Genomic DNA, 26,516 nt, shown 5'->3' on the forward strand with positions numbered 1-26,516 from the left:
CCGTCAGGATGGTACCTGCGCCGGGAGGAATTTGGCCCGGTTCCGGGTCGCTCACAGGATGCAGAGGAACTGCAATGTCGCAAGATTACATCGTCAAGGACATTTCGCTGGCCGCCTTCGGTCGCAAGGAACTGGATATCGCCGAGACCGAGATGCCGGGCCTGATGGCCCTTCGCGAGGAATACGGCGAGGCGAAGCCGCTTGCGGGTGCGCGCATCGTCGGTTCGCTGCACATGACCATCCAGACTGCCGTCCTGATCGAGACGCTCGTGGCGCTTGGCGCCGACGTCCGCTGGGCATCCTGCAACATCTTCTCGACCCAGGACCACGCCGCGGCCGCGATCGCGGAGGCGGGTATCCCCGTCTTCGCCATCAAGGGCCAGTCGCTGGAAGAACACTGGGATTACCTCGACAAGTCCTTCCTCTTCCCGGAAGGCGCGAACATGATCCTCGACGACGGCGGCGACGCGACGCTCTACGTCCTGCTCGGCGCCCGTGCCGAGGCCGGTGAGGACATCATCCCCGTCCCGCAGTCCGAGGAAGAGGCCGTCATCAAGGCGCAGATCAAGAAGCGGATGGAAGCGTCCCCGGGGTGGTTCACCAAGGTGCGCGACGCGATCCAGGGCGTGTCCGAGGAAACCACCACCGGCGTCCACCGCCTGTACGAGCTGCAGAAGGAAGGGCGTCTGCCGTTCCCGGCGATCAACGTGAACGACTCCGTCACCAAGTCGAAGTTCGACAACAAGTATGGCTGCAAGGAATCGCTGGTCGACGGCATCCGCCGCGCCACCGACACGATGATGGCCGGCAAGGTGGCAGTTGTCTGCGGCTACGGTGACGTGGGCAAGGGCTCTGCCGCCTCGCTGCGCGGCGCGGGCGCCCGCGTGAAGGTCACGGAGGCCGACCCGATCTGCGCGCTTCAGGCTGCCATGGACGGGTTCGAGGTCGTGCTGCTTGAAGACGTCGTCGACAGCGCCGACATCTTCATCACCACCACCGGCAACAAGGACGTGATCCGCATCGAGCACATGCGCGAGATGAAGGACATGGCCATCGTCGGCAACATCGGCCACTTCGACAACGAGATCCAGGTCGCCGCGCTGAAGAACCACAAGTGGACCAACATCAAGGAACAGGTGGACATGATCGAGATGCCCTCGGGCAATCGTCTGATCCTGCTGTCCGAGGGACGCCTGCTGAACCTCGGCAACGCCACCGGGCACCCGTCCTTCGTGATGTCGGCCTCCTTCACCAACCAGGTGCTGGCGCAGATCGAGCTGTGGAAGAACGGCGACAGCTACAAGCCGGGCGTCTACATCCTGCCCAAGCACCTCGACGAGAAGGTGGCGCGCCTGCACCTCGGCCGGATCGGCGTCAAGCTGACCCAGCTTTCGGCGGAACAGGCGGCCTACATCGGTGTGAAACCGGAAGGCCCGTTCAAGCCGGAACACTACCGCTACTGACGGCGGGCAGCGGGGCGGAGAATCTCCGCCCTACATCCTGTTGCACCATTTGGAGGCCGCGTCGCGACGCGCCCAGCCTTTGTGTTCCGTGGCGGATCGGGAGCGGTTTCCAACGGTGCATGACCGCGTTTAGGGTGAAGCCGCGGAACGGGACAGGGGGCGGCACATGCGGATCATCGTTTACGGATTGGGCGCCATAGGCGGATGCGTCGCCGGGCTGCTGGCGCGGTCGGGGACAGAGGTCATCGGCATCGCGCGCGGCGCCATGCTCGACGCGGTCCGGGCGGACGGCCTCTGGCTGAAAGGCCATGACCTGGACGAAGCCGTGCCCCTGACCGTGGTCGGCCATCCGACCGAGATCGTCTTCCGCAATGGCGACATGATCCTGATGTGCATGAAGGCGCAGCACATGGCGGGCGCGCTGGAGGATCTGCGCGCAGCGGGTGCCGCCGATCAGCCGCTGTTCTGCCTGCAGAACGGTGTCGTCAACGAGGACATGGCGCTGCGGCTTTTCCCCAAGGTCCATGGCGTCATGGTCTGGATGCCCGCGACCTACATCGATCCCGGGCGCGTGCTCTGCTTTGCCGCTCCGAAGTTCGGAGTGTTCGAGACCGGGCTTTTCCCCGGCGGGCTGGATGCGGATGACGAGCGGTTCGTGGACGCCTTCGACGCGGCGGGCATGGCCGGGTTCACGCATCCGAAGGTGATGGCATCGAAGTACGGCAAGCTGCTGATGAACCTCGAAAACATCCTGAACGCGGCGATGGGGCCGGAGGCGGAAAAGGGCCCGCTTCCCGATCTGATGCGGAAGGAGGCGCTGGCCGTCCTCGACGCTGCCGGGATCGCGTGGGAGGACCGCGCCCAACTTGTGCCGGAACGGCGGGGGCTGGCGCAGATTTCCGACCTTCCGGGCGAGGCGCGGTCCGGCAGCTCCTCGGCGCAGAGCCTGCTGCGCGGCGCCGGGTCGATCGAGACGGATTACCTGAACGGCGAGATCACCCGCCTTGGCCGGCTACATGGCGTGCGGACGCCCGCCAACGCCGCGATGCAGCGGGTGGGGGCGCGTATGGTCCGCGACGGGTTGCGGCCTGGGGACCTGACCCTGGCCGACCTGATGGCCGAGGTCGGCAACACGGTGTGAGATCAGGCGCGGCGCTCTTGCGGCACCGTGTCCAGCCAGCGGCCGATCATTTCCAGCAGTTCGATCCTGCGGACGGGCTTAGCCAGGAAATCGGACATGCCCGCTTCGAGGCAGGCGGCCCGATCCTCTGCCATGGCATTGGCGGTCAGTGCGATGATCGGTACGCCGGACGCGCCCGAGGCCTCCTCAATTTCGCGCATGCGGCGGGTGGCCTCGTAGCCGTTCATCACCGGCATGGAGACGTCCATCAGGACGATGTCCGGCGGGTCGTTGATGTAGCTGGTCACGGCCTCTGCCCCATTGGCGGCGATCCGGAGCGTCACGCCGGTTCCGGCCAGCAGCTTGCGGATCACGAGCTGGTTGGTGGCGTTGTCCTCGGCCAGGAGAATGCGGCGCGCAGAGAAATCCGGCACGCGGGCGGTGGCCCGTGGCGGGACGGGCGACTTGCCCGTCTGAAGCGGGCTTTGGGTGCGGCACAGTTCGCTGGCCAACGTCTCCTGCAAGAGCGGTTTGCGCAGGGCGCCGACGAACCCCTGCTCCTCCAGCGTTTCCATCGGGACATCCCGGTCCGCGCGAAGCATCAGCAGGCAGCCCGGGCTTTCCGATCCGAGCGATCGGCGCAGCGCGTCGGCCAGCGCCGTGGCCGTCATGTCGGGCAGTTCGTCGGACAGGAGCGCAAGTTTGAAGATCGTGCCCTGCTGCGCGTAGGTCCGGGCGAGCGAAAGGGCCTCTTCCCCGTTGCGGGCCACCACCGGGCGCAGGCCCATGCCGCCCAGAACCGTGCGAAGGGCCGCACATGTGACTGCCGATGCATCGGTCAGGAGGATGCGTTTGCCCGACAGGTCGCGCCGGGCCATCCGCCAGAACGCAACCTTGCCCGGCGGGGCGTCGGCCCCGGGAAGCGGCAGGCGCAATTCGAAGACGGAGCCCACACCGGGGCGCGACCGGGCGGACAGGCTTCCTCCCATCAGCCGGACCAGCCGGAGCGAGATCGCCAGCCCAAGGCCGGTCCCGTCGTACCGGCGCGTGTGGGTGCTGTCGATCTGGGAGAACTCCTCGAAGATGTGGTCCAGCTTGTCCTCGGCGATGCCGACACCGGTGTCCGTCACCTTCACGACGATCTGGCCGTCCTCCGACCTGTTCAGCCAGATGTGCACGTGGCCCATGGCGGTGAACTTGACCGCGTTGCCGATGACGTTCAGGAGGCATTGCCGCAGGCGTGTGCTGTCGCCCATGACCATCAGCGGCATTTCCAGAACCGACTCCACGCAGATCTCGACCCCCTTGGCCGCCGCAGCCGGAGAGAACAGCGTGGCCACCTCCTCCACCAGCTTGATCGGGTCGAAGGGTTCGGAATGCACCAGCATCTTGCCGGCCTCGATCTTCGAGAAGTCGAGGATGTCGTTGATGATCGCCAGAAGCGCCACGGCAGACGAGGAGATAGTCGAAGTCATGGAGCGCTGCTCGGGGTTCAGCGTGCCCTGTTCCAGCAGTTCGGACATGGCGATGATGCCGTTCATCGGGGTCCGTATCTCGTGGCTCATGTTTGCAAGGAAGGCGGACTTGATGCGCTCCGCCTCCTCCGCGCGCTTGCGGGCGTGGTCGAGACCGGCAGCTGTCTTCTTCAGCTGCACCCAGTAAAAAAGCCCGGTGGCGACCGGGATCAGCATGGTGGTCGAGATCAGAAGCGCGACGCTCAGCACGAGGTGGCTGTAGAGTTTCGCGATGGCGTCGGACGCGCGCGTGATGTCGATGTAGACCTCGTAGACGCCGCGGATTTCGCCATTGAAGCGGACCGGGCTATAGATCTCGGCGTAGCGTCTGGCGGCGCTGTCGGAGGCGACGATTTCCGTCACGGCCTTTCCGGTCCGCAGCACCTTCCCGGCATTCGACCCTGCATCGGTCTTGTGGGGCAGGCGGGTAGGTCCGTTCAGGGAAAACACCGGCTGGCCCCGGCTGTCGAATATCCGGAACTCCAGCACCCCTTCGTCGCGAGCCATCTGCCAGAGGCGGTCGCGGGCCATGGGGGCGGGCGGACTCCCGTCCAGCAGGGCACGCAGGCCCGTGTACTCTCCCTCTGCATGGTGCAGCCAGATGGAGGCCCGTTCCTCCGCGCGTGAGACGAGGTCCTGCCGGGCGGCGTCGAGCGCCAGCCGGTTGCCCAGCCAGAGGCTGATCGCCAGCGCGAAGACACAGGCAGAAACGATGTAGACGATGCGGTGCATGCGGTCCTGCGGGCCGTGGGCGGTTGCGCCCTCGATACCGCAGGCCGATTAAGACCTGCTGAACCGCTTCAGCCCACCAGCCGGGAGACGAACCCCTCGCGCAGCACGGCCGGGTCGTAGGCTTTCCGCGAAAAGACTTCCTCGACCATGGGCTCGAAGTGGTCCAGCGGCAGAGTGTCGTAGTCCGGGTCGAAGGACGACTGGTCCCAGCGCTCGCAGAACTCGGCGCAATTGTCGAAACAGGGATGATCCCGGAACCGGTCGCGGGCGTTGCGGTCCCAGCCGTAGTGGTGCGCGTAGTACAGCATCTGGAAGATGCCGTGATGCTCCACCACCCAGGCCACGTCCCAGCGCACGAAGGGGCGGATGACCTCGGCTGACATGCGGTCGTGGTTCTGCGGGGCAAGGCCGTCGCCGATGTCGTGCAGCAGGGCGCCCACGATCCAGTCGAGGTCGGCGCCGTCCCGTTCCGCCCGCGTCGCGGATTGCAGGCCGTGTTCCAGACGTGTGATCCGGTAGCCCTCCAGCGTGACCTCTCCGGCGCGGCGCAGCTCTCCAAGCACGCGGTCGGCGGTCAGCGCGAGGAAGGGCTTCTCCTTCTCCTCCAGCAAGAGATAGTCCTCGCGCGTTCCGTCCTTCATCTGCGTGAAGGTGACGGTACGGGTATCGGTCATCTGCGGCTTCCTTCTGTGACAGGGCCGATGCTGGCAGCGTTTCGGGCGGCGGGCCAGCGGATTTTGGGCCAAGGCACTCGGATCCTCCTCGGGTCATTTTCCTTGCCTGCCCGACCGGAACGGTTAACCATGCCCGGCACGGTCGCGAGGGCCGAGAATTCAAGCAAAGTGCGCACAATGCGCCGGGAACGAGGGAGCCTGCTGTCATGGGAAAACGTGACGAACTGATTCAGAAATACGCCGAGGATCTGCGCACAAAATGCGGGATGGAGCCGGACATGGACCTCCTGACCAAGGTGACCATCGGCTGCGGGCCGTCGATCTACAACGCCGATTCCTCCACCGTGGCCTCCAGCCAGCCGGGCGAGCTCGAGACGGTGAAGGACAACTTCCTCGTCAAGAAGCTTGGCCTGAGCGACAGCCCCGACCTGATGGAAGCCATCAATCAGGTGATCGAGACCTACGGCAAGTCCGAGCGCAACAAGTACCGGGCCGTGGTCTACTACATGCTCACCAAGCATTTCGGCAAGGAAGCCGTCTACGGCTGAGCCGGAACGCCTTTGCCTCTGACGCCGCCGCGTGAAACCGGCGGCGTCCGTCATGTCCGATCGGCTTGGGTTTGCCAAAAATTGCCGGGACATCTCGATTGCGGCAGCGGTCGCCCGACGCTAGGGTTTCCGTGACATCTGGCCAGAATGGCTGGACCCCAATCCGGTTTCACGTGTGGTGCGTAGGGAGCACGTGGGTGAGAGGGGGGTCCGGCTCGTCCGGCCCCCCGTTTCTTTTCAACTAGGCTTTGCCGGTCAGAAAAGGCTCAGCACGATCCCCATGATCGTGCAGGCCAGCGTCGCGTAGCCGCCGTCGATCAGGGTCAGCTTTCGGTCCCGCATCGCGTACATGTTGTTCAGGGCGATCCATGGCGTGATGAAGAACAGGCCGATCCCCAGTCCGCCGACAAGACCGGCGCCGAGTGTCTCTATCCCGCTCAGCACGAAGACGTGGCGCATCATGCCCGCCACAACCAGTTGCATAACGAAACCCAGCCCGTATATGACCGCGGGCGATCCGCCGCCCTTTGGTCTGCCGCTCTCGTCCGTCGGGAGGCCGGTGGCCCTGAGCCACGGCTTCGACAGGACGTTGTACCAGACCGCCCCGGCGATGAACGCCGCGACCGTGGCGCAGATGACGCTGAAAAGGTCCATCATCCGATCATTCCCTCAAGTAGAGTGCAGAACCGTTTTGGCTACATCCAGAATTGCGACCTGCCAGGCGCTGTCAACGCTGATCTGCGCGCGCTTCCGGACAGTCGGTCACGCCCCACAACGCAAAGAAGTCTTTACTACTGCAACCAGAGATAGATAGTGGGCGGATCGGTGTGTGTGTCTCTTGTTGGCGTCAGCTCTTGCTGGCGCCCGGTTGAAAGTGAGGTTGGTATGCTTTCGTTGGAAAAATTCCCAATTCAGGGGTTGGCGGTCATCCGGTGCGAAGGGGCGCTGACCCGAGCCGATGTGTTCGATTGCATCGAAGCGGCGTTCCTTGGCCAGCAGGATCTTCGACGCAACGCCGTGTTCTTCGATCTCTCCGGCATGACGCGCGCCGATATCACCTTCGTCGACTGGCTGGAGGTGTCGCAGCGCCTTCAGGACATCAACGAAGGGGTGCGCCGGGCGCCCGTCAGGGTCGCGGTCTTTGCGCCGGGCGCGCTGGCCTTCGGCGTCGGGCGGATGTGCCAGCAGCTGGTCGAGCTCTGTGCGCCGTACGAATTCTGCGTCACGCGGGTCAGGTCGGTGGCGCTTGCCTTTCTCGACCTGAGTGAACTGCCCGCAGCGCCGGAGCCGGAAACCGGGCTGAACGCGATGCTCCGGCGGCTGAGCCCGGGATGGCGGGCCGCTCTTGCCCAGGGCGGGGGCGCCTCCAAACCCGACACCGTCTGAAACGGGCCGCAGCTGTCAGCCGGTCTTGCCGCCCATGGCGCAGATCACGTCCCACTCCGCGGCGGTCACCGGCTGCACGGACAGCCGCGAGTTCCGGACCAGAACCATGTCTGCCAGCCGCGGCTCCGCCTTGATCTCGTCGAGCGTGACCGGCCTCGGCAGGGGCTCCACCGCCTTGATGTCCACGCACTCCCATCGGTCGTCATCGGTGGTGCTGTCGGGATGTGCGGGCGCGCTGACCTCGACGATGCCGACGATCTCCCGGTCTTTCTGGGAGTGGTAGAAGAACCCGAGATCGCCCGGCGTCATCTCCCGCATGAAGTTGCGGGCCTGGTAGTTGCGCACGCCGTCCCATTCCTCGCCCGCGTCGCCCTTGGCCACCTGGTCGTCCCACGACCAGGTGGAGGGCTCTGACTTGAACAGCCAGAACTTCATCCGATCACCTTTTTCCAGGCGGTCAGGGTGACGTTCTCGAACAGCCCGGCCTTTGCGTAGGGATCGGAGTCGGCCCAGGCGCGGGCGCTGGCCATGTCCTCGACGTCGAGGATCACCAGCGAACCGGCCATCTCGCCGGCCTCGTCCAGCAGAGGACCGGCCTGCGTCACGACACCCGTCGCCTCGATATAGGCGAGGTGGGCATCACGGTTGTCCTTGCGGGTCTGGAGGTGGCCGGGCTTGTCCCGGGCCATGAGTGCAATGAGCATCGTCATTCTTCCTTGAGTGGTCGTGAAAGCAGGTCGTCCATCGCCTCGCGCACCGTCAGGGCACCGGTGGTCAGGCGCGCGGTCACGGTGGCGATGGGGGCACAAAGACCCTTGTCGTCGGCCAGCCGCGCGGCGGCCCGGGCGGTGGCGGCCCCTTCGACCGTGATCTCGGGATCGAAGGCCTCGCCCCGGCCAAGCGACAGGCCGTAGCGGTAGTTCCGCGACAGGTCGGACGTGCAGGTCAGCGTCAGGTCGCCAAGACCGGAGAGCCCGGACAGCGTCTCGGGCCTGGCACCGAGCTGTTCGGCAAGGCGCATCATCTCGGCGAAGCCGCGCGTCATCAGCGCGGCGCGGGCGCTGTCGCCCAGCCCCGCACCGATGCAGGCGCCGCAGGCAATGGCGATCACGTTCTTCAGCGCCCCGCCCAACTCGGCCCCGGTCACGTCGGTGGTGCGGTAAAGCCGCAGGGACGAGGTAGAGAGCTGGTGCTGGAGCGTTTGACCGATGGTCTCGTCGGAACAGGCCAGTGTCAGCGCGGTCGGCAGCCCCTTGGCGATGTCGGCGGCAAAGCTCGGGCCGGTGAGGACGGCAGGGACCAGGCCGGGTTTCACCTTCCGCGCGGCATCCGACACACCCAGCCCTGTTTCGAGGTCGATGCCCTTGCAGCACAGCACAAGGGCGCGATCGTCCAGCGGGCTGTCGATGCGCTCCAGAACGCTGCGCAGGGTCTGCGTCGGCACGCTCACCAGGACGGTTTCCGCGCTTGCCGCGGCGTTGAGGTCGGTGGTCGCGCTGACGATCTCGGGAAGCTGCACACCCGGCAGGCGCGGGCTCTCCCGGTGGTCGCGGATGCGCGACACGGCATAGGGATCGCGGGCCCAGAGCGTGACGGGTCGGCCCTCCCGGGCAAGCGTGGTGGCCAGTGCCGTGCCGAAGGCACCGGCGCCCAGGATGGAGATGCTCATGCCTTGGCTCCTTTCCGGCCGTGGCCGATGAGTGGTGCCGCCTGCGTATCCAGCGGCCAGCGCGGACGGGCGGCAAGCGTCATGTCGTCCTCGGCGCCCGCGGCCAGCAGTTCGGAACCGGCATAAGCGATCATCGCCGCGTTGTCCGTACAAAGTGCCAACGGCGGTGCAGTGAACCTCAGGCCGGTCTCGGTGCAGACGCTTTTGAGCGCACCGCGGATCGCCATGTTGGCCGCGACGCCGCCCGCAACGGCAAGGGCCGGAGCGCCGGGCCGTTCGTCGAGGTACATGGCGACGGCGCGGCGGGTCTTCTCGGCCAGCGTGTCACGCACCGCCGCCTGGAACCCGGCGCAGAGGTCGGCCCGGTCCTGCCGTGTCAGGCCGTTCTTCTCGGCCACGATCTTGTCGCGCTGGCGCATCAGCGCGGTCTTCAGGCCGGAGAACGACAGGTCGCATCCGGGACGGTCCAGAAGCGGGCGCGGGAAGCGATAGCGGCGCTCGTCCCCCAGCCGTGCCTCTGCCTCTACCGATGGCCCGCCGGGTTGAGGCAGGCCCAGAAGGCGCGCGGTCTTGTCGAAGGCCTCGCCGGGGGCATCGTCGATGGTGCCGCCCAGACGGGTGAAGTCCTGCGCGCCCCGCACGATGAGGAACTGGCAGTGACCGCCCGAGACCAGCAGCATCAGGTAGGGATAGCGCAGCCCGTCTGTCAGCCGTGGCGTCAGCGCGTGCCCGGCAAGGTGGTTCACGCCGACCATGGGTTTGCCCAGTCCGGTCGCCAGCCCCTTGGCCAGCATCACGCCGGACAGCACGCCGCCGATCAGCCCGGGCCCGGCGGTGACGGCAATCGCGTCCACCTCCGACAGCGTAACACCCGCCTGCTCCAGCGCCCGCTCGACGCAGAGGTCGAGCCTTTCGGCATGGGCGCGCGCCGCGATTTCCGGGACCACCCCGCCGAAGTCCGCATGCAGCGCGCTCTGGCCCTCCACCACGGAGGCGAGGATCTCCCGGCCGCGCAGCAGAGCTGCGGCGGTGTCGTCGCAACTGCTTTCCAGCCCGAGGATCAGGGGGTCGTTCATCCGGCGCTCCCGTGGACATGCGTGAGCACAGCGAGTACCACCGGAGAACGCGCCCGACAACGCCAGAGGCCACATGCATGAAACGCTTCCCGTTCTGCTGATGACACGGCCCCGCGCCGCCTCCGAACGATTCGTGGCAGAACTGGACCGGGCGGGTGGGCGCTTCAGGCCGGTCGTGTCGCCGCTGTTCGAGATCGTGCAGACGGAGACCGCGCTGCCGCTGGATGGCGTGAAGGGCCTGATCTTCAGTTCGGTGCATGGCGTGGCGGCATGGAAGGCGCGCGGGCTGAAGCTTCAGGTGCCCTGTTACACCGTCGGACAGGCCACGGCGCAGGCGGCGCAGGCAGCGGGTCTGCGCCCGGCCGTCGTGCAGCCGACCGCTGCGAGCCTCGTGAAGGAATTGCTGGGGGCGGGGATCGAAGGGCCGCTTCTTCATCTGCACGGGACCCACACGCGCGGCGATATCGCCAGGCGTCTGACTTTTGACGGGCTTTATACCCGCGCCGTTGCCGTCTACGATCAGCCCGAGTTGGCATTGAACGAAACCGCGCGGGCCGCGTTGGTCGGGGACGCTCCGGTCGTCGCTCCGGTGTTTTCTCCCCGGACGGCTTCATTACTGGCGCAGGAAAGGGCAAAAGCGCCGCTTCTTGTCGCGGCAATGAGCGAAGCGGTGGCCTTGGCCCTGCCTCCGCTTCATATAGTGTTTCTGAAGGTCGCGGACCGCCCCGACTCGGGCGCGATGGTGACTGCGGTGCTCGAGACGCTCGACAGGGCGCAGGCGCAGATAAAAGGATCCGGGGCCTCTCCGGACGAAGGTTGAAAGGGTGACAGGACGTGGCAGACACGACTGAGGACAAATCGGCGAAGGAAGAGACCGACGCCGCAACCGAAACCGGACCGGAGGAAGGCCGCAAGACGGACCTGACACCACAGGAGACGGAAGAGACTGTCGAGACGTCCTCTGACACCGATGCCGCAAGACCTGACGAAGATGCCGGCACCGAGGGTACGGTAGACGAAACCGGGAACGAGGCCTCGATTGACGGCACGGTGGATGAAGCGGCGGCGCCCGAACAGGGTGTGACGCCTGACGATGAAGTTAAATCTGAGCAGCCCGCTGTCGTTGCCGACGAAGCCACATCCACGGGCGACGAGCCCGCTGCCAGCGACAGCAAGCCCGCGACCGGGATGGTTCCGGTGGCCCCGCAGGCGGAGAAGAAGTCCGGCGGTTTCGTTCCGATGCTGCTGGGGGGCGTGATAGCCGCCGGCCTCGGCTACGGCGCCGCCTATTACGGACTGACGGCGGGCGGCCCCGAGGAGCCCGATCCCTTCTTCGCCGAAACCCGTGCGGCACTGTCCGACCAGGGCGCCGAACTGGAACGTCTGTCTGCCGGTGCCGACAGCTCTCGCAGCGATCTGGATGCCATCCGGGCGCAGGTCGAAGGCATCGACCTGTCCGCCCTCGAAGGCGGTCTGACGGCGGTGCAGTCGGCGCTGAACGACATCGACAGCCGGATCACCGGGATGGGCGACGAGATGACGGCCATCGACGGACGCCTGACCGCTCTGGAAAAGCGTCCGATCGAAGAGTCTGTCTCTCCCGAAGCCATTGCCGCCTATGAACGTGAACTCGACGCCCTGCGCGACGAGGTGACCGCACAGAAAGAGGCGCTTGAGGCCGAGAAGGCCGCCCTGAGCCAGCAGATCGAGGCGCAGACCGCCGAGATGGAGCGCGTCCTGTCGGAAGCGCAGGCACTGGAGACCAGCGCCGAGGATCAGGCCCGCCTGGCCGAGAACCGCGCCGCGCTGGCCGATCTGACGGCGCGCGTGCAGGACGGACGCCCGTTCTCCGAGCCGGTCAACATCCTGACGACGAACGGCGTCTCGGTCCCTGGCGCGCTGGAGGCAACGGCAGGCGACGGGGTTCCCTCGATCCCGACGTTGGCCGAAAGCTTCCCGGACGCGGCGCGCGATGCGCTGGCCGCGGCCCGCAGGGCTCCGGCCGCGGACGGGGAGGAAGGCGGCGGCGGGTTCGCCAGCTTCCTGACCAGCCAGATGGGCGCACGCTCTGTCGTACCGAAGGAAGGCAACTCCGCCGACGCGATCCTGTCGCGCGCGGAAGCGGCCATCAAGGGGGGTGACCTGCAGACCGCGCTCGCGGAACTGGAGGCGCTGCCGGAGGAGGCGAAGGCCGCGATGTCCGACTGGATCGCGCTGGCCCAGTTGCGTGCAGACGCGCTCGCCGGGGCGGACTCGCTCGCCCAGGAACTGAACCAGCAATAAGGGTCCGGAAATCATGTTGTGGTCACTGATAAAGATCGTCGTATTCGTCGTCATCGTGGCGGCGCTGACCCTGGGGCTGGGGTATCTCATCGAAGCGGACGGCACCGGGTTGGCGCAGGCGCGCATCACCCTGAACGGCGTGGAATACACGCTGACCCCGGTGATGATGGTCATCGGCGCAATTGTCATGCTGCTGGCGGTCTGGCTGCTGCTGAAGCTCGCCAGCCTGCTGGTTGCCCTGCTGCGGTTCATCAACGGCGATGAAACCGCCCTGTCGCGCCACTTCCACCGCAACCGGGAGCGCAAGGGCTACGAGGCGCTGTCGGACGGCATGATGGCGCTCGCCTCGGGCGAGGGCCGCCTCGCCATCGCCAAGGCGCAGAAGGCAGAGAAGTACCTGCACAAGCCGGAACTGACCGACCTCGTCACCGCACAGGCTGCCGAGATGATGGGCGACCGCAAGAAGGCAGAAGAGACCTACAAGAAGCTGCTGACCCGCGACGGCACCCGTTTCGTCGGCATCCGGGGGATCATGAAGCAGAAGCTGGCCTCGGGCGACACCGACACCGCGCTGCAACTGGCCGAACGCGCCTTTGCGCTGAAGCCCAAGCACGAGGAAGTGCAGGACACGCTCCTCCAGCTTCAGGCGGAGAAGGCAGACTGGTCCGGCGCCCGCAAGACCCTGCAGGCCAAGCTGAAGCACGGCACCCTGCCGCGCGACGTCTACAAGCGGCGTGACGCGGTGCTGGCGCTGAGCCAGGCGACGGAGATCGAGAACCGGGATGAAAGCATCGCCGCCGCCGAGAAGGCGATCGAGGCGAACCGCAACTCTCCGGACCTCGTGCCCGCCGCCGCGAAGGCCGCCCGCGCCTACATCGCCCAGAACCGCCCGCGCAACGCGATCCGCGTGCTCAAGAAGGCGTGGGAAAGTCATCCGCACCCGGATCTCGCCGCGGCCTACGCAGAGATCGAGCCGAACGAGACGCCGGACGAACGCATCAAGCGGTTCGTACCGCTGACCCGGATCAACCCGGACCACCGCGAGACCCGTCTTCTGAAGGCGGAACTGAACCTCGCGGCGGAACACTTCCCCGAAGCGCGCCGCTCGCTGGGGGATCTGGTGGAGAAGGAACCGGACGCCCGTGTCCTGGCGATCATGGCTGCCATCGAGAAGGGCGAAGGCGCACCCGATCAGGTGGTGCGCGGCTGGCTGGCGAAGGCCGTCACCGCCCCGCGCGGCCCCCAGTGGGTCTGCGACAACTGCAAGACCATCCACGGCGAATGGCGCCCGACCTGCACCAACTGCGGGGCCTTTGACACGCTGGCGTGGAAAACCCCCACCCAGTCGGAGGTCGTGCTTCCCGCCCAGGCCAACATGCTGCCGCTGATCATCGGCGCGCTGGAGGACAAGGCGCCCGCCAAGGACCCCGCGGTCGTGCCCGAAGCCACCCCCGGCATGATCGACGTAAGCCCGGTGGAGCGCAAACCGAAGGCGCCCGACGCCACGGAGCCCGCCGATGCGGAGATCCTCGGAGAACCGAACGAGGCCGCCCGCGCCGAAGCGGCTGCCGGATCAAAATAGGCCTTCCCCTCGGTCGGGCGGCCTGCTAATAGGCCGCCCACCAGATGCCGGTGTAGCTCAGCTGGTAGAGCACGTCATTCGTAATGATGGGGTCGGGGGTTCGAGTCCCTTCACCGGCACCACTTGCCTCCCGGAGACGACCGGGATCATGAAAAAGCCCCCGATCCGGGGGCTTTTCGCGTTTCAGAGGCTGCGTTGGCTCAGTGCTGGCGCGCCTTCAGTTGCAGGCGGCGGCGGTGCAGGACGGGCTCGGTGTAGCCGGAGGGCTGCTTGCGCCCGTCGAACACCAGGTCGCAGGCCGCCTTGAACGCGATGCCATCGAAGCCCGGCGCCATCGGTACGTAGTTCGGGTCCTCGGCGTTCTGGCGGTCCACCACCTCGGCCATCTGCTTCATGATCTCCTCGACCTCGTCGTTCGAGACCACCCCGTGATGCAGCCAGTTCGCGATATGCTGGGCGGAAATCCGGCAGGTGGCGCGGTCTTCCATCAGGCCCACGTCGTTGATGTCCGGCACTTTCGAGCAGCCGACACCCTGGTCGATCCAGCGCACAACGTAGCCGAGGATGCCCTGCGCGTTGTTCTCCACCTCGCGGCGGATCTGCTTGCGGGTCCACTGGCGGTAGGCAGCCAGCGGGATGTCCAGCAGGGCGTCGACATAGGCGCGGCGTCCGCCCTTTGCCAGTTCAGCCTGCACCGCCATCACGTCGACCTTGTGGTAATGCGTGGCGTGCAGCGTCGCGGCCGTGGGCGAGGGCACCCAAGCGCAGGTCGCCCCGGCGCGCGGGTGTTCGATCTTCTGTTCCAGCATCGCGGCCATCTTGTCCGGCACGGCCCACATGCCCTTGCCGATCTGCGCCTTGCCCGACAGCCCGCATTCAAGGCCGATGTCCACGTTCTGGTTCTCGTAGGCGGTGATCCACGACTTGCGCTTGATGAAGTCCTTGCGCGAGAACGGCCCGGCCTCCATCGAGGTGTGGATCTCGTCCCCGGTCCGGTCGAGGAAACCGGTGTTGATGAAGCAGACGCGGTGCCGTGCGGCGCGGATGCAGGCCTTCAGGTTGACCGAGGTGCGCCGCTCCTCGTCCATGATGCCCAGCTTGACCGTGTACTGCGGCAGGCCCAGGACCTTCTCGACATGGGTGAAGATCGCGTCGGTGAAGGCCACTTCCTCCGGACCGTGCATCTTCGGTTTCACCACGTAGACCGACCCTTCGACGGAGTTGCGCGGCCCTGCCGTCTTCTTCAGGTCGTGCATGGCGATGAGCGTGGTGAACATCGCGTCCATCAGCCCTTCGTAGATCTCGCCCCCGTCGCGGTCGAGGATTGCCGGGTTGGTCATCAGGTGGCCGACGTTGCGCACCAAGAGCAGCGCGCGCCCCTTCAGGGTGATCTCCGACCCCTCCGGTGCGGTGTAGGTCCGGTCGCCGTGCAGGCGGCGGGTCATCTGCTTGCCGCCCTTCTCGAAGGTGTCCTCCAGATCGCCCTTCATCAGGCCGAGCCAGTTGCGGTACGCAAGCGTCTTGTCCTCCGCATCGACACAGGCCACCGAATCCTCGCAGTCGATGATCGCGGAGATTGCGGATTCGAGCTGCACGTCCGCCAGGCCGGAGGGCGTCTGGCTACCGATGGGGTGGCTGGCGTCAAAGACCAGTTCCACGTGCAGCCCGTTGTTCTTCAGGAGGATCGCGGTGGGTGCGTCGGGATCGCCCTTGTAGCCGGCAAAGGCCTCCGGCGTCTTCAGGGCGGACCCGTCAACCTCAAGCGCGCCGTCCTTCACAACGTAGCTTGTGGCCTTCGCGTGGCTGGTGGCGGTCAGCGGGAATATCTCGTCGAGGAACACGGCGGTGCGCGCCACGACGCGAGCGCCGCGCCCGTCGTCGAATCCGCCCGGCGGCGGCAGGACACCCATGGCATCCGTGCCGTACAGACAATCGTAGAAGCTGCCCCAGCGCGCGTTCGCCGCGTTCAGCACGAAGCGGGCGTTGGTTACCGGGACGACAAGCTGCGGCCCGGGCACGGTGGCAATCTCCGGGTCGACGTTTGCGGTCTCGATGGTGAAATCGCCGCCCTCGGGCACGATATAGCCGATCTGTTCGAGGAACCCCTTGTAGGCGACCCGGTTGTGCGGCGCGCTGCGGCGTTCCTTGTGCCAGGTGTCCAGTTGTTTCTGGATCGTCTCGCGCTTTTCCAGCAGCGCGCGGTTCTGCGGGCCGAAGTCATGCACCAGGGCCGAGAGGCCGGACCACAGGTCTGCGGCGTCGATCCCGGTGCCGGGCAGGACCTCCTCCTCGACAAAGCGTTTCAGCCCGGCGTCGATGGACAGGCCTTCGGTGTCGATACGGGGCGCGGCGGTCTGGTCAGGCACGGATGTTCCTCTTTCTGGTCGTGGAGCGGCTTTGCATGCCACAGTGTGCAGAATGGTGCATTGTTCGGCCGTCGCCAATGGGTCGCCGTCTGCGCGCGGCAAAATCCTCGGGTCGAAAGCGCCGAAACGGGCAGTTGCGCGGCGCAGGGAGATTGTCAGCCGGGCGCCAAGGGGGCGATCGCCCATCGCCTGCGCGACCTGACGTGGCCGGACGCCCGGCCCCCAGCTTTCCCTTGCCATGGCCGACGCCCTGCGGGACAACGCAACCGACGCACGAACGGAGTAAAGACATGGCGCCAAAGTTCGGAACAAGCGGCCTGCGCGGCCTCGTGGTGGAGCTGACCGAAGACCTGGTGCACGACTACGTGTCGGCGTTCCTTGCGTCCTGCCCGCATGGCGGTTCGGTGCATGTGGGCCGGGACCTGCGCCCCTCCTCGCCGCAGATCGCGGGCTGGGTGATCGATGCGGTGCGCGCCGCCGGACTTGAGGCGGTCGATTGCGGTGCGCTTCCGACGCCCGCGCTGGCACTGTCCTCGCTGGAGGCCGGGGCGGCGGCGGTCATGGTCACCGGCTCCCATATCCCGGCGGACCGCAACGGACTGAAGTTCTACGTGCCAACGGGCGAGATTTCCAAGGCCGACGAGACCCGGATCAACGCGGCCCTCGGGCAGCCCCGGGCATCCGGCGAGCATGGAGATCTTGCCGTGGCCGACGCGCAGGACGCCTACAGGACCCGCTACGTGTCAGCCTTTGGCCGGTGCCTCGACGGGCTGACCGTGGGCGTCTACCAGCACAGCTCCGTGGCGCGCGACCTGATGATTGAGGTGTTCGAGGCGCTGGGTGCCACGACCGTCGCCATCGCCCGCTCCGACACCTTCATCCCCGTCGATACGGAGGCACTGGACCCCGAAACAAAGGAGCTGTTCGCAGGGTGGTTCGACGCGCACGGGCTGGATGTCCTCGTCTCCACCGATGGCGACGCCGACCGGCCCATGGTGGTCGATGACGCGCAGCGGGTTGTGCCGGGCGACGTGCTGGGCGCGCTGACGGCGCAGGCGCTGGGGGCAAAGGTGGTCTGCACGCCGGTATCCTCGAACTCCATGATCTCTGATGCGGGTTTCGGTTTCGACCGGGTGGAGCGGACGAAGATCGGTTCGCCCTTCGTCATCGCCGCGATGGAAGAGGCGTTGGCCAGTGATCCCGCCGCGCGTGTCGTCGGCTACGAGGCGAACGGCGGTTTCCTTCTGGGGTTCACCGCCGACGCGCCTGCAGGTGCGCTGAAACCGCTGATGACCCGCGACTGCCTGCTGCCCATCGTGGCGCCGCTGGCCGCCGCGCAGGCAGAGGGCGTGACGCTTTCGGCCCTGTGGGACGCGCTTCCCGCGGTGTTCACCGCCGCCGACCGCATCCAAGGAATCGAGACGGACGTGTCTAAGGCCTTCATCGCGGAACTCAGCGGCTCGGCCGAGGCGCGGGCGGCGTTCTTCGACGGCTACGGGACCGAGGCATCGGTGGACGAAACCGACGGCCTGCGCACGACATTCGCGGATGGCAGCGTGGTGCACCTGCGCCCCTCCGGCAATGCCCCGGAATTCCGCTGCTACGCCGAAGCGGCGACCCGCGATGAAGCCGAAGCGCTGGTCACCAAAACCCTCGGAAAGCTGCGCGACCGGCTGGCTTGACGCGGGCGCGAGGGCGCCGAAGGAAGGACTGCGCGCCCCGGGTGCGTTGACAAACACCTGCGCGCCGCCCAAGGGTCTGCACCGAACGGCGGGCAGTTTGGGAGTGCGTTCATGAAAATCGCGATGATCGGAACCGGCTACGTGGGCCTCGTGTCGGGTGTCTGTTTCTCGGACTTCGGGCACGACGTCGTCTGCGTCGACAAGGACCCCCGCAAGATCGAGATGCTCGAGGCGGGCAAGGTGCCGATCTACGAGCCGGGCCTCGATGTGCTGATGGCCAAGAACGTTGAGGCCGGGCGCCTCAGCTTCACGCTGGACCTGCAGCAGGCCATCGACGGCGCCGACGCGGTGTTCATCGCCGTGGGCACGCCGACGCGGCGCGGCGACGGCCATGCCGACCTCACCTACGTGATGGCCGCGGCCGAGGAGATCGCCAGGGCGGCGAAGGATTATGTCGTGGTCGTCACGAAGTCGACCGTGCCCGTGGGCACCAACGCGCAGGTGCGAGACGTGGTGGCGAAGGCCAACCCGGATCTCGACTTCGATGTCGCCTCCAATCCCGAGTTCCTGCGCGAAGGCGCGGCCATCGACGACTTCATGAAGCCCGACCGCGTGGTCGTCGGCGTCGAAACCGAGCGCGCCGCCAAGGTCATGGAAGACATCTACCGCCCGCTCTACCTGCGCGACTTCCCGATCATGACGACCGACCTCCAGTCCGCCGAGATGATCAAGTACGCGGCCAACGCCTTCCTTGCGACGAAGATCACCTTCATCAACGAGATCGCCGCCCTGTGCGAACGGGTCGGCGCCGACGTGAAGCAGGTCTCGAAGGGCATGGGCCTCGACGGTCGGATCGGCAACAAATTCCTGCACGCCGGGCCGGGCTACGGCGGGTCGTGCTTCCCGAAGGACACCAAGGCGCTGGCCCGCATCGGTCAGGACAACGCCAGCCCCGTCAGCCTCGTGGAAACGGTCATCAAGGTGAACGAGGACGTGAAACGCCGGATGATCGAAAAGCTGATGGACCTGTGCAGCGGTTCGTTCAACGGCAAGCGGGTGGCGGTGCTGGGCGTGACCTTCAAGCCCAACACAGACGACATGCGCGATGCGCCGTCCCTGACCATCGTTCCCGCGCTGATCGGCGGCGGGGCAGAAGTCCGTGTCTGTGACCCGCAGGGCCGGCGCGAGGGCGAGCACCTTCTGCCCGGTGTTTCCTGGTACGAAGATCCCTATTCCGCGGCGGCCGAGGCCGACCTCGTCGTCTTCCTGACGGAATGGAACGAGTTCCGCGCGCTCGACCTGCCGAGGATGGCACAGGGCATGCGTGGCCGGCGGATGGCCGATCTGCGCAACATCTACAGCGCGGATGCCGCGCGGGAGGCAGGTTTTACCGCTTACGACAGCATCGGCCGGTCTGGATTTTCCGAGTAAAGGCAAACGCGCAACATCATTCCCTTAAATTGACCGGTCTCCCTTTTCGGAGCGGCGGCCTGCGTGTTATGTCAAACGGGCCCGGGGGGGCACGAAGACCGAGGACAGAGATGATCCGTCTGTTTGCCGTGGCACTGACTGCCACGTTTGCGCTTGCCCCCGCAGCGCATTCCCAGAGTTATGACGCCGATGCGGGTTATGACCCGGACGCCAGCTATGGGGCAGAGCCGGTCTATGCCGCGCCCGCGAATTACGGCACGTCGGGGCGCATCGTGCTGGGTCACGGGCGCCTGACGAACAACGACCTTCTGGGCGATCTCGACGACCGCTGGCAGACCGGATCGGTGTCCTCGTCCCGCGTTGTGGGACGGAACTGGTCGGGCATGCTGCCGGACCGGCCGTTCAACATCCTGGAATACCGTCTCGCCGGTCAGATCATCGCGCCGGAGAACATGCGCACGCCCGACCCGGACGACCGGCCCTGGGCTGGTGCGCTTTCGCTGGGCCTGCACACCCACTTCATGCGCGGTCCGGTGGAAATGAGCATGGGCGGCGACCTTGTGGTGACTGGCCCGCAGACCGGCCTCGGCGACCTCCAGACCTTCGTGCACGATGCCATCGGCGAACAGCCCGCCTCCAGATCGGTGCTGTCGAACCAGATCGAGAACGGCGTGCATCCGACGCTGGTGCTCGAGGCGGCCAACAGTATCCCGATGGGCGGACAATCCGTGCTGCGGCCCTTCGGCGAGGCGCGCGCCGGGGTCGAGACGCTGGTCCGTGCGGGGTTCGACCTGACCATCGGATCCGTGGGGCAGGGCGAGCTTCTGGTGCGCGACTCCGTGACCGGCCAGCGGTACCGGGCGGTGACCGATTCAGTGCCCGGCTTCAGCTTCGTCATGGGCGGCGACATCGCCTATGTGGACAGTTCGGTGTTCCTGCCGTCCGGCCACGGCTACGACCTGAGCAACACCCGGACCCGCGCCCGCGCCGGCCTGCATTGGCAGGGGCAGAGCAACGCCATGTTCTACGGCTTCACCTGGATGTCGAAGGAGTTCGACACGCAACCCGAGGGCCAGGTGCTGGGATCGGTGCGGCTGGACCTCCGTTTCTGATGCATAACCGCTACGGTTAAAAGGCTTTAGCCGTAGGCCTGCGCTCGAAAGTATAGGGTAGGGTTCACAGGTGAAAGTTGTTCGGTTAACCTTCCAATAATAAATATAAAAATGGTAGTACTTTGAGGCAGGTAGTACAGGTATGGGAACGGGCTATAGAGGCACGTTCGTCATTTCCTGGTCGCAGACGGAAATAGACGGCCTGAAGGCCGCACCTACGTCTGCATTGACCGTCGGGGCCGCGTGGTCCTGGGCGGGTGAACCGGTGCGGGTCGACGGCCCGTCATCGGTCTTGCGATTGGACCAGGCTGACGGCGAAGCGGACTTGCGCAGACGGGCGGCACGCATGGTGCGGCGACTTGTCGGCGCCGCACTGACACAGAAGATACGGGTCGACGATGTCGAGGTGGAGCATCCGCTGACGGATTCCAGCTTTGTCGTGACAGACGGGTCGTCCAGCTACATGGTGACGCTGATCGAGGTGGAGCGCGGGTCGCGACCGCTCCTGATGTTCCTCGACGAGATCCCGCCCGCCGGGCGCGATCTGTGGATCGTGCATCACAACCTCGACCCGCTGGGCACCCACGCGGCCGGGGAGCAGTCCAGCGGCGTGATCTGTTTCACGCCCGGCACACGCATCCTGACGCCCCACGGGCCGCTTCACGTCGAGGACCTGCGCGAAGGCGACATGGTGCAGACGAAGGACTCAGGGCCGCAGCAGATCCAGTGGATCGGGTCGCGGCGCATGTCGGGGGCGCGGCTCTTTGCGATGCCGAAGCTCAGGCCGATCCGCATCCGTCCCGGCGCCTTCGGAATCGGCGAGCCGGACGACGAGATCCTCGTGTCGCCGGAACACCGCATGGTGGTGAAGGGTGTGGTGGCGCGGGCGCTGTTCAACACGCCCGAGGTGCTGGTGGCGGCGCGAGACCTCGTGAACGGCAGCACGGTGCGGCTGGACATGACCTTGAAGGAGGTGACCTACATTCACCTCCTGCTGTCCCGCCACGAGGTTCTTTTCGCCAACGGCGTCGAGACGGAGAGCTTTCATCCGGCCAACACCGCGCTCTCGACAATCTCGGAGGCGGATCGCGCCCGGCTGCTGAACCATCTGCCGCTGATCGCGGACAACCCGCATGCCTACGGCTCCTACGCGCGGCGCAACCTGTCGAGTTCCGAGGCGGCGATCCTGCTGCACGAGGCGGCCTAGGTCAGGACCGGCGGGGTCGCGGTCCGCCGCGGCCCGTCGTGAGTGACCCTCCGGGCGGCACCGGGCCGAACGGGGGAGGGGGCTCTGCCCCCGTCGCGTGCCGCGACTCCCCCGAGGTATTTCGGCCAAGATGAAGGTCTGGGGTCAGTCCCGGATCTCGTCCAGGCCGACGCCCCAGAGCGCGGACTTGTCCGCCCAGCCCTTGTAGCCGTCGGCGCTCAGCTCGCACCAGTCGATGCCGCATTCGCCGAGCCGGGCAATGACGCCCATTTCCAGCCGCGCGGTGACGTTGCTGTCGGCCTCCGGCCTCTGGTGCAGCGCCAGCAGGTCCTGGTCGACGATGACGGTCCGCACGCCCGACAGGAGCGCGTAGTGCACCCAGCCGCCCGCGCCGTCGCGGTCGCGCACACGGCGCCAGTGTCCGTATTCTGCCGTGATCTCGAGCGGCATGTCGCGGCGTTTGTAGACCCAGTCGATCCGGTGCGACAGGGAGGGCCCCCGGCGCACGTTGACCTCTGCGGCCTTCATCGAGACGAAGCGGGGAAGCGGCAGGTTGGTGACCGGGCCGCGCTCTGCCGCAAAGGAAGCCGAGGCCAGGACGTTCAGCGACAGGATCGCCGACAGGATATGTCTGAACATGAGTTGCTGCCCGAATTATTGCGGCGGGGTTCTTGTGCCCCGTCCGGTCCTGACGCAGGTTAGCAAACGAACGGCATCCGCGAGAAGCTTTGGGAGAGATTTCATGCCATCAAAACGTCTGAGTGTTGTCGTGACGCGACGCTTGCCGGAGGTGGTGGAGACCCGCCTGTCCGAGCTGTTCGACGTCCGGCTGCGCAGCGACGACACCCCGATGACTCGCGAACAGCTTGTTTCGGCGGTGCAGGATGCGGATGTCCTGGTGCCGACGATCACCGACCGGGTCGATGCAGGGCTGATCGGGCAGGCCGGCGAACGGCTGAAGCTGATCGCCAACTACGGTGCCGGTTTCGACCATATCGACGTGGCCACGGCCCGGTCGCGCGGCATCCTCGTGTCGAACACACCCGGGGTGGTGACCGACGACACCGCCGACATGGCAATGGCGCTGATGCTGGGCGTGACCCGGCGCATCCCGGAGGGGCTGACCGCGATGCAGGAAGGATCCTGGCAGGGGTGGGCGCCGAACGCCTTCCTTGGCGGACGTCTGGGCGGCAAGCGGCTGGGTATCCTCGGGATGGGGCGCATCGGGCTGGCCGTGGCGCGGCGGGCGCAGGCCTTCGGGATGCAGATCCACTATCACAACCGCCGCCGCCTGCGCCACGAGGTGGAGGAGAGTGTCGAAGCCACGTGGTGGGAAAGCCTCGACCAGATGGTCGCGCGCATGGATGTGATCAGCGTGAACTGTCCCTCCACGCCCTCCACCTTCCACCTGCTGAACGCACGGCGGCTGCAGCTGATGAAACCGACCGCGGTGATCGTCAACACGTCGCGCGGCGAGGTGATCGACGAGAACGCGCTGGTCCGGATGCTGAAGGCGGGCAAGCTGGCGGGTGCCGGTCTGGACGTCTACCAGCAGGGCACGCAGGGCAACCCGGAGCTGCGGGCCATGCCGAACGTCGTGATGACGCCGCACATGGGGTCGGCCACCCGCGAGGGCCGGATCGAGATGGGCGAGAAGGTCATCATCAACATCAAGACCTTCGCCGACGGCCATCGTCCCCCGGACCAGGTCGTCCCCTCGATGCTGTGATCCGCGTCTTCGCCGTCCTGCTGCTGTACCAGCTTGGCGGAGAGACCCTGTCGCGCGCCTTCGTTCTGGCGGTGCCCGGCCCGGTGATCGGCCTTGCCGCGCTGTTCGTCACCTTCCTTGCCGCGCCCCGCCTGGCAGAGTGGATGCGCGAGACGGTGACCGGACTGCTGGGCCACCTGTCCCTTCTGTTCGTCCCGGCGGGCGTCGGGGTGGTCGCGCATCTGGATGCCTTCACGCAGTACGGGATCGGGCTGGCCGTGGCGCTGGTGGCGAGCACGATCCTGGCGATCCTTGCCGGGGTGGGGGCCTTCGTGCTGGTGGCGCGCATGGCGGGGGTCGGTGATGAGTGAGGCTCTGGCGCTCTGGTCCTATCTGGCCCGCGAACCGCTGCTGTGGCTGACCCTGACCCTGTCGGCCTACATCGCGGCAGAGGCGTTGTCGCAGGCGCTGGGGCGCCACGCGCTGGCCAACCCTGTGCTGATCTCCGTCATCCTGCTGGCGGGTGTGCTGCGGGTGACCGGCACGCCGTACAACACCTATTTCGAAGGTGCGCAGTTCGTGCACTTCATGCTGGGCCCCGCGACGGTGGGGCTGGCACTGCCGTTGTACCTGAACCTCGGCCGGGTGAAACGGGCGCTCTGGCCGATGCTGGCGGCGCTGCTGGCCGGGTCGCTGGTCGCGATGCTCTCGGCGCTGGGGATCGCATGGTTGTTCGGGGTGCGCGGGCCGGTTTTGCTGTCCCTGGCACCGAAAAGCGCGACGGCCCCTGTGGCGCTTGGCGTGTCCGAGGCGGTGGGCGGTCTGCCGACCCTCACGGCGGCGCTGGTCATCCTGACGGGCATCGTCGGCGCCGTGGTTGCCACGCCGATGCTGAACGCACTGGGGGTGACCGACTGGCGTGCGCGGGGCTTTGCGGTGGGTGTCGCGGCGCATGGGATCGGCACGGCGCACGCCTTCCGCATCCACCCCACGGCTGGTGCGTTCTCTGGCATCGGCATGGGATTGAACGCGATCCTGACCGCGATGCTCGCCCCGCTGGTCGTCGGCGTCCTGTTCTGAGCCGCCAGTTCCAAGCCGCAAGGGCATTGGCCTTTCGGCAGAATCGAGTACCTTCAGGGTAGAAGTTAATACAATCAGGGAGTGTGGCGATGCGTATGTCAGGATGGGTGGCACTGTTGAGTGTCATGGCCGGGACGGCGATGGCGCAACAGGCGGCGGATGCAGTGGACGCAGAGGCGGAAACCGGAGGAACGACAGGTTTCGCCGCAATCTCCGAAGAGGTCGGCGCGGCGCTGGCGGCCAAGGAGGCGGGCGAGCCCGTGACGGCGTCGAAGTGGATGGTCGCGGCGGCCAACCCGCATGCGGTGTCCGCAGGCGCCGAGGTGCTGCGCAACGGCGGCACGGCGGCGGACGCGATGATCGCCGTGCAGACCGTGCTGGGGCTGGTGGAGCCGCAGTCCTCCGGCATGGGGGGCGGCGCGTTCCTTGTCTGGCACGATGGCGAGACGGGCGAGATCACGACACTCGACGGGCGCGAAACCGCGCCACTGGACGCGACGCCGCTGCTGTTCCAGGACGAGGCGGGCGAGCCGCTGGGCTTCTGGGACGCTGTGGTCGGCGGCCGATCGGTCGGTGTGCCGGGCACACCCGCCCTGATGCAGGCCGCGCATGACAAATGGGGCAAGGCGGAGTGGGCCGGCCTGTTCGATGCGGCCATCGGGCTGGCAGAGGACGGGTTCGAGGTCTCTCCGCGCCTCGCCGCGCTGGTGGCCGAAGACCCGCTGAAGCTGACACGGCAGGAGGTTGCGGCCTCCTATTTCTTCCCGGACGGCGAACCCGTCGCGGCGGGCACGACGCTGACCAACCCGGATTACGCCGAAGTCATGAAGACCCTCGCGGCGGAGGGCGCGAAGGGGTTTTACGAAGGTGAGATCGCGCAGGGCATCGTCGACACCGTCACCGGATTCACCGACAATCCCGGCGTGATGTCCCTGCTCGACCTTGCGCTTTACGAGGTGAAAGAGCGGCCTGCGGTCTGTGCGGAGTTCCGCGATCACGAGGTCTGCGGCATGGGGCCTCCGTCCTCCGGTGCGCTGACCGTGGGCCAGATCCTCGGGATGCTCGACGCGTCGGAGCCGGGCGCAGCAGACGATCCGGACACGTGGCGCAAGATCGGCGATGCCTCGCGTCTCGCCTTCGCGGACCGTGGCCGCTACATGGCCGACAGCGATTTCGTCCCGATGCCGACCAAGGGCCTTGTCGATCCCGCCTACCTCGCCGAACGCGCCAAGCTGCTGCAGGGCGACGACGCGCTGCCGGAGGTCGCCCCGGGTGCGCCGGAGTGGGATCACGCCATGCTCTACGCCGATGACGAGAGCATCGAGTTCCCGTCGACCTCGCACATCTCCATCGTCGACCAGTACGGCAACGCGCTGTCGATGACGACGACCATCGAGAACGGTTTCGGCTCGCGCCTGATGACGAACGGCTTCCTGCTGAACAACGAACTGACGGACTTCTCCTTCCGGTCGCATGACGGCGGTGTGCCGATTGCCAACCGGGTTGAGCCGGGCAAGCGGCCGCGCTCCTCCATGAGCCCGACCATCGTGCGCAAGGACGGTGCGCCGGTGCTGGTGATCGGCTCGCCCGGCGGGTCGCGGATCATCGGTTACACCGCGCAGGCGATCATCGCATTCATCGACTGGGGGATGGACGTTCAACAGGCGGTTGCCATGCCGCACGGGCTGAACCGTTTCGGCACCTTCGACCTGGAGGAAGGGACCGACATGGCCGGGATGCAGGACGCCCTGACGGAGATGGGGTTCGAGGTCAGCGTGCAGGGTCTGACCTCGGGCCTTCATGCCATTGCGGTGGCGGCTGACGGGCTGACCGGCGGTGCCGATCCCCGGCGCGAAGGCATCGCCCTGGGCGAATGAGCGACA

General features: G+C 66.7%; 24 protein-coding genes and 1 tRNA gene. 16 read left to right on the plus strand and 9 right to left on the minus strand.

Annotation, left to right across the window (positions count from 1 at the left end):
* The first annotated feature begins 74 nt into the window (after positions 1–74).
* Together ahcY and QNI11_RS21820 are read left to right on the plus strand one after the other, a co-directional pair.
* Positions 75–1,463: an adenosylhomocysteinase gene (gene ahcY, locus QNI11_RS21815; protein ID WP_283981750.1), complete on the plus strand. Its 1,389-nt coding sequence runs from the start codon at positions 75–77 to the stop codon at positions 1,461–1,463.
* A gap of 166 nt (positions 1,464–1,629) precedes the next feature.
* Positions 1,630–2,604 carry a ketopantoate reductase family protein gene (locus QNI11_RS21820; protein WP_283981751.1) on the plus strand — a complete coding sequence of 325 codons (975 nt, stop codon included), beginning with the start codon at positions 1,630–1,632 and terminating at the stop codon, positions 2,602–2,604.
* Positions 2,605–2,606: 2 nt separating this feature from the next.
* Here QNI11_RS21820 and QNI11_RS21825 read toward each other — a convergent pair whose 3' ends face one another.
* Together QNI11_RS21825 and QNI11_RS21830 are read right to left on the minus strand one after the other, a co-directional pair.
* Entirely contained in the window at positions 2,607–4,829 is a 2,223-nt protein-coding gene (locus QNI11_RS21825; RefSeq protein WP_283981752.1) for an ATP-binding protein, read from the minus strand.
* A 68-nt stretch (positions 4,830–4,897) separates the two neighbouring features.
* Complete coding sequence (locus QNI11_RS21830; protein WP_100930923.1) at positions 4,898–5,470, minus strand: HD domain-containing protein; 573 nt, start codon at positions 5,468–5,470, stop codon at positions 4,898–4,900.
* A gap of 239 nt (positions 5,471–5,709) precedes the next feature.
* Here QNI11_RS21830 and QNI11_RS21835 point away from each other — a divergent pair, with 239 nt between their 5' ends.
* Positions 5,710–6,051, plus strand: coding sequence for a DUF2853 family protein (locus tag QNI11_RS21835; RefSeq protein WP_283981753.1), 342 nt, complete (start codon positions 5,710–5,712; stop codon positions 6,049–6,051).
* 255 nt (positions 6,052–6,306) lie between these two features.
* Here the strand turns inward: QNI11_RS21835 and QNI11_RS21840 are convergent, their stop codons facing one another.
* Positions 6,307–6,705, minus strand: a complete 399-nt coding sequence (locus QNI11_RS21840; RefSeq protein ID WP_283983548.1) for a DUF1761 domain-containing protein — start codon at positions 6,703–6,705, stop codon at positions 6,307–6,309.
* 306 nt (positions 6,706–7,011) lie between these two features.
* Here QNI11_RS21840 and QNI11_RS21845 point away from each other — a divergent pair, with 306 nt between their 5' ends.
* Positions 7,012–7,437: a hypothetical protein gene (locus QNI11_RS21845; protein WP_283981754.1), complete on the plus strand. Its 426-nt coding sequence runs from the start codon at positions 7,012–7,014 to the stop codon at positions 7,435–7,437.
* Positions 7,438–7,452: 15 nt separating this feature from the next.
* Here the strand turns inward: QNI11_RS21845 and QNI11_RS21850 are convergent, their stop codons facing one another.
* The 4 genes from QNI11_RS21850 to tsaD are packed head-to-tail and all read right to left on the minus strand — an operon-like array spanning position 7,453 to position 10,182.
* Positions 7,453–7,872: an EVE domain-containing protein gene (locus QNI11_RS21850; protein WP_283981755.1), complete on the minus strand. Its 420-nt coding sequence runs from the start codon at positions 7,870–7,872 to the stop codon at positions 7,453–7,455.
* Positions 7,869–8,141, minus strand: a complete 273-nt coding sequence (locus tag QNI11_RS21855) for a YciI family protein (protein ID WP_283981756.1) — start codon at positions 8,139–8,141, stop codon at positions 7,869–7,871. Before QNI11_RS21855 ends, QNI11_RS21850 begins: the two co-directional genes overlap by 4 nt.
* A gap of 2 nt (positions 8,142–8,143) precedes the next feature.
* Entirely contained in the window at positions 8,144–9,106 is a 963-nt protein-coding gene (locus tag QNI11_RS21860) for an NAD(P)H-dependent glycerol-3-phosphate dehydrogenase (RefSeq protein ID WP_283981757.1), read from the minus strand.
* The gene (gene tsaD / locus QNI11_RS21865; RefSeq protein WP_283981758.1) at positions 9,103–10,182 is read right to left on the minus strand and encodes a tRNA (adenosine(37)-N6)-threonylcarbamoyltransferase complex transferase subunit TsaD; all 1,080 of its coding nucleotides are present in this window, start codon (positions 10,180–10,182) and stop codon (positions 9,103–9,105) included. Before tsaD ends, QNI11_RS21860 begins: the two co-directional genes overlap by 4 nt.
* 133 nt (positions 10,183–10,315) lie before the next feature.
* Here tsaD and QNI11_RS21870 point away from each other — a divergent pair, with 133 nt between their 5' ends.
* The 4 genes from QNI11_RS21870 (at position 10,316) to QNI11_RS21885 (ending at position 14,169) form a co-directional block, all read left to right on the plus strand.
* Positions 10,316–11,002 (plus strand): uroporphyrinogen-III synthase, encoded by a 687-nt coding sequence (locus tag QNI11_RS21870; protein ID WP_283981759.1) that lies wholly within the window; start codon positions 10,316–10,318, stop codon positions 11,000–11,002.
* Positions 11,003–11,016: 14 nt separating this feature from the next.
* Complete coding sequence (locus tag QNI11_RS21875) at positions 11,017–12,465, plus strand: COG4223 family protein (RefSeq protein ID WP_283981760.1); 1,449 nt, start codon at positions 11,017–11,019, stop codon at positions 12,463–12,465.
* A gap of 13 nt (positions 12,466–12,478) precedes the next feature.
* A complete protein-coding gene (locus tag QNI11_RS21880) occupies positions 12,479–14,047 on the plus strand; it encodes a heme biosynthesis protein HemY (protein ID WP_283981761.1) in 1,569 nt (522 codons plus the stop codon).
* A 46-nt stretch (positions 14,048–14,093) separates the two neighbouring features.
* Positions 14,094–14,169: transfer RNA gene (locus QNI11_RS21885), tRNA-Thr, on the plus strand.
* Positions 14,170–14,247: 78 nt separating this feature from the next.
* Here QNI11_RS21885 and QNI11_RS21890 read toward each other — a convergent pair.
* On the minus strand, positions 14,248–16,413 hold the full coding sequence (locus tag QNI11_RS21890; protein ID WP_283981762.1) for a malate synthase G: 2,166 nt from the start codon (positions 16,411–16,413) through the stop codon (positions 14,248–14,250).
* A 290-nt stretch (positions 16,414–16,703) separates the two neighbouring features.
* On the opposite strand from QNI11_RS21890, the gene QNI11_RS21895 reads away from it, so the two are divergent.
* The 4 genes from QNI11_RS21895 to QNI11_RS21910 all read left to right on the plus strand — a co-directional run bounded on the left by QNI11_RS21895 (position 16,704) and on the right by QNI11_RS21910 (position 21,845).
* On the plus strand, positions 16,704–18,095 hold the full coding sequence (locus QNI11_RS21895; RefSeq protein ID WP_283981763.1) for a phosphomannomutase: 1,392 nt from the start codon (positions 16,704–16,706) through the stop codon (positions 18,093–18,095).
* 111 nt (positions 18,096–18,206) lie between these two features.
* A complete protein-coding gene (locus tag QNI11_RS21900; RefSeq protein ID WP_283981764.1) occupies positions 18,207–19,526 on the plus strand; it encodes a UDP-glucose/GDP-mannose dehydrogenase family protein in 1,320 nt (439 codons plus the stop codon).
* A 110-nt stretch (positions 19,527–19,636) separates the two neighbouring features.
* Complete coding sequence (locus QNI11_RS21905; RefSeq protein WP_283981765.1) at positions 19,637–20,638, plus strand: lipid A-modifier LpxR family protein; 1,002 nt, start codon at positions 19,637–19,639, stop codon at positions 20,636–20,638.
* 142 nt (positions 20,639–20,780) lie between these two features.
* Positions 20,781–21,845: a Hint domain-containing protein gene (locus QNI11_RS21910; RefSeq protein WP_100928777.1), complete on the plus strand. Its 1,065-nt coding sequence runs from the start codon at positions 20,781–20,783 to the stop codon at positions 21,843–21,845.
* A 144-nt stretch (positions 21,846–21,989) separates the two neighbouring features.
* On the opposite strand, the gene QNI11_RS21915 is transcribed toward QNI11_RS21910, so the two are convergent.
* A complete protein-coding gene (locus tag QNI11_RS21915; protein ID WP_100928778.1) occupies positions 21,990–22,484 on the minus strand; it encodes an SH3 domain-containing protein in 495 nt (164 codons plus the stop codon).
* Between the two features lie 103 nt (positions 22,485–22,587).
* Between QNI11_RS21915 and QNI11_RS21920 the strand changes: the two genes are divergently transcribed.
* From QNI11_RS21920 to ggt, 4 genes are all read left to right on the plus strand, one after another.
* Positions 22,588–23,574 carry a D-glycerate dehydrogenase gene (locus tag QNI11_RS21920; protein ID WP_283981766.1) on the plus strand — a complete coding sequence of 329 codons (987 nt, stop codon included), beginning with the start codon at positions 22,588–22,590 and terminating at the stop codon, positions 23,572–23,574.
* A complete protein-coding gene (locus QNI11_RS21925; RefSeq protein ID WP_100928780.1) occupies positions 23,571–23,924 on the plus strand; it encodes a CidA/LrgA family protein in 354 nt (117 codons plus the stop codon). Before QNI11_RS21920 ends, QNI11_RS21925 begins: the two co-directional genes overlap by 4 nt.
* The gene (locus QNI11_RS21930) at positions 23,917–24,633 is read left to right on the plus strand and encodes an LrgB family protein (RefSeq protein WP_283981768.1); all 717 of its coding nucleotides are present in this window, start codon (positions 23,917–23,919) and stop codon (positions 24,631–24,633) included. The genes QNI11_RS21925 and QNI11_RS21930 overlap by 8 nt, the downstream gene beginning before the upstream one ends.
* A gap of 89 nt (positions 24,634–24,722) precedes the next feature.
* Positions 24,723–26,510, plus strand: a complete 1,788-nt coding sequence (ggt, locus tag QNI11_RS21935; RefSeq protein WP_283981770.1) for a gamma-glutamyltransferase — start codon at positions 24,723–24,725, stop codon at positions 26,508–26,510.
* Positions 26,511–26,516 lie beyond the last annotated feature (6 nt).

Source organism: Sagittula sp. MA-2 (genome assembly GCF_030126985.1).
Taxonomy (GTDB): domain Bacteria; phylum Pseudomonadota; class Alphaproteobacteria; order Rhodobacterales; family Rhodobacteraceae; genus Sagittula.

What these genes read in the sequence shown, in the direction of transcription:
- ahcY (WP_283981750.1), top strand. Translation starts at nt 75, where the DNA reads ATGTCGCAAGATTACATCGTCAAGGACATTTCGCTGGCCGCCTTCGGT.
- QNI11_RS21820 (WP_283981751.1), top strand. Translation starts at nt 1,630, where the DNA reads ATGCGGATCATCGTTTACGGATTGGGCGCCATAGGCGGATGCGTCGCC.
- QNI11_RS21825 (WP_283981752.1), bottom strand. Translation starts at nt 4,829, where the DNA reads ATGCACCGCATCGTCTACATCGTTTCTGCCTGTGTCTTCGCGCTGGCG.
- QNI11_RS21830 (WP_100930923.1), bottom strand. Translation starts at nt 5,470, where the DNA reads ATGAAGGACGGAACGCGCGAGGACTATCTCTTGCTGGAGGAGAAGGAG.
- QNI11_RS21835 (WP_283981753.1), top strand. Translation starts at nt 5,710, where the DNA reads ATGGGAAAACGTGACGAACTGATTCAGAAATACGCCGAGGATCTGCGC.
- QNI11_RS21840 (WP_283983548.1), bottom strand. Translation starts at nt 6,705, where the DNA reads ATGGACCTTTTCAGCGTCATCTGCGCCACGGTCGCGGCGTTCATCGCC.
- QNI11_RS21850 (WP_283981755.1), bottom strand. Translation starts at nt 7,872, where the DNA reads ATGAAGTTCTGGCTGTTCAAGTCAGAGCCCTCCACCTGGTCGTGGGAC.
- QNI11_RS21855 (WP_283981756.1), bottom strand. Translation starts at nt 8,141, where the DNA reads ATGCTCATTGCACTCATGGCCCGGGACAAGCCCGGCCACCTCCAGACC.
- QNI11_RS21860 (WP_283981757.1), bottom strand. Translation starts at nt 9,106, where the DNA reads ATGAGCATCTCCATCCTGGGCGCCGGTGCCTTCGGCACGGCACTGGCC.
- tsaD (WP_283981758.1), bottom strand. Translation starts at nt 10,182, where the DNA reads ATGAACGACCCCCTGATCCTCGGGCTGGAAAGCAGTTGCGACGACACC.
- QNI11_RS21880 (WP_283981761.1), top strand. Translation starts at nt 12,479, where the DNA reads ATGTTGTGGTCACTGATAAAGATCGTCGTATTCGTCGTCATCGTGGCG.
- QNI11_RS21895 (WP_283981763.1), top strand. Translation starts at nt 16,704, where the DNA reads ATGGCGCCAAAGTTCGGAACAAGCGGCCTGCGCGGCCTCGTGGTGGAG.
- QNI11_RS21900 (WP_283981764.1), top strand. Translation starts at nt 18,207, where the DNA reads ATGAAAATCGCGATGATCGGAACCGGCTACGTGGGCCTCGTGTCGGGT.
- QNI11_RS21905 (WP_283981765.1), top strand. Translation starts at nt 19,637, where the DNA reads ATGATCCGTCTGTTTGCCGTGGCACTGACTGCCACGTTTGCGCTTGCC.
- QNI11_RS21910 (WP_100928777.1), top strand. Translation starts at nt 20,781, where the DNA reads ATGGGAACGGGCTATAGAGGCACGTTCGTCATTTCCTGGTCGCAGACG.
- QNI11_RS21915 (WP_100928778.1), bottom strand. Translation starts at nt 22,484, where the DNA reads ATGTTCAGACATATCCTGTCGGCGATCCTGTCGCTGAACGTCCTGGCC.
- QNI11_RS21920 (WP_283981766.1), top strand. Translation starts at nt 22,588, where the DNA reads ATGCCATCAAAACGTCTGAGTGTTGTCGTGACGCGACGCTTGCCGGAG.
- QNI11_RS21930 (WP_283981768.1), top strand. Translation starts at nt 23,917, where the DNA reads ATGAGTGAGGCTCTGGCGCTCTGGTCCTATCTGGCCCGCGAACCGCTG.
- ggt (WP_283981770.1), top strand. Translation starts at nt 24,723, where the DNA reads ATGCGTATGTCAGGATGGGTGGCACTGTTGAGTGTCATGGCCGGGACG.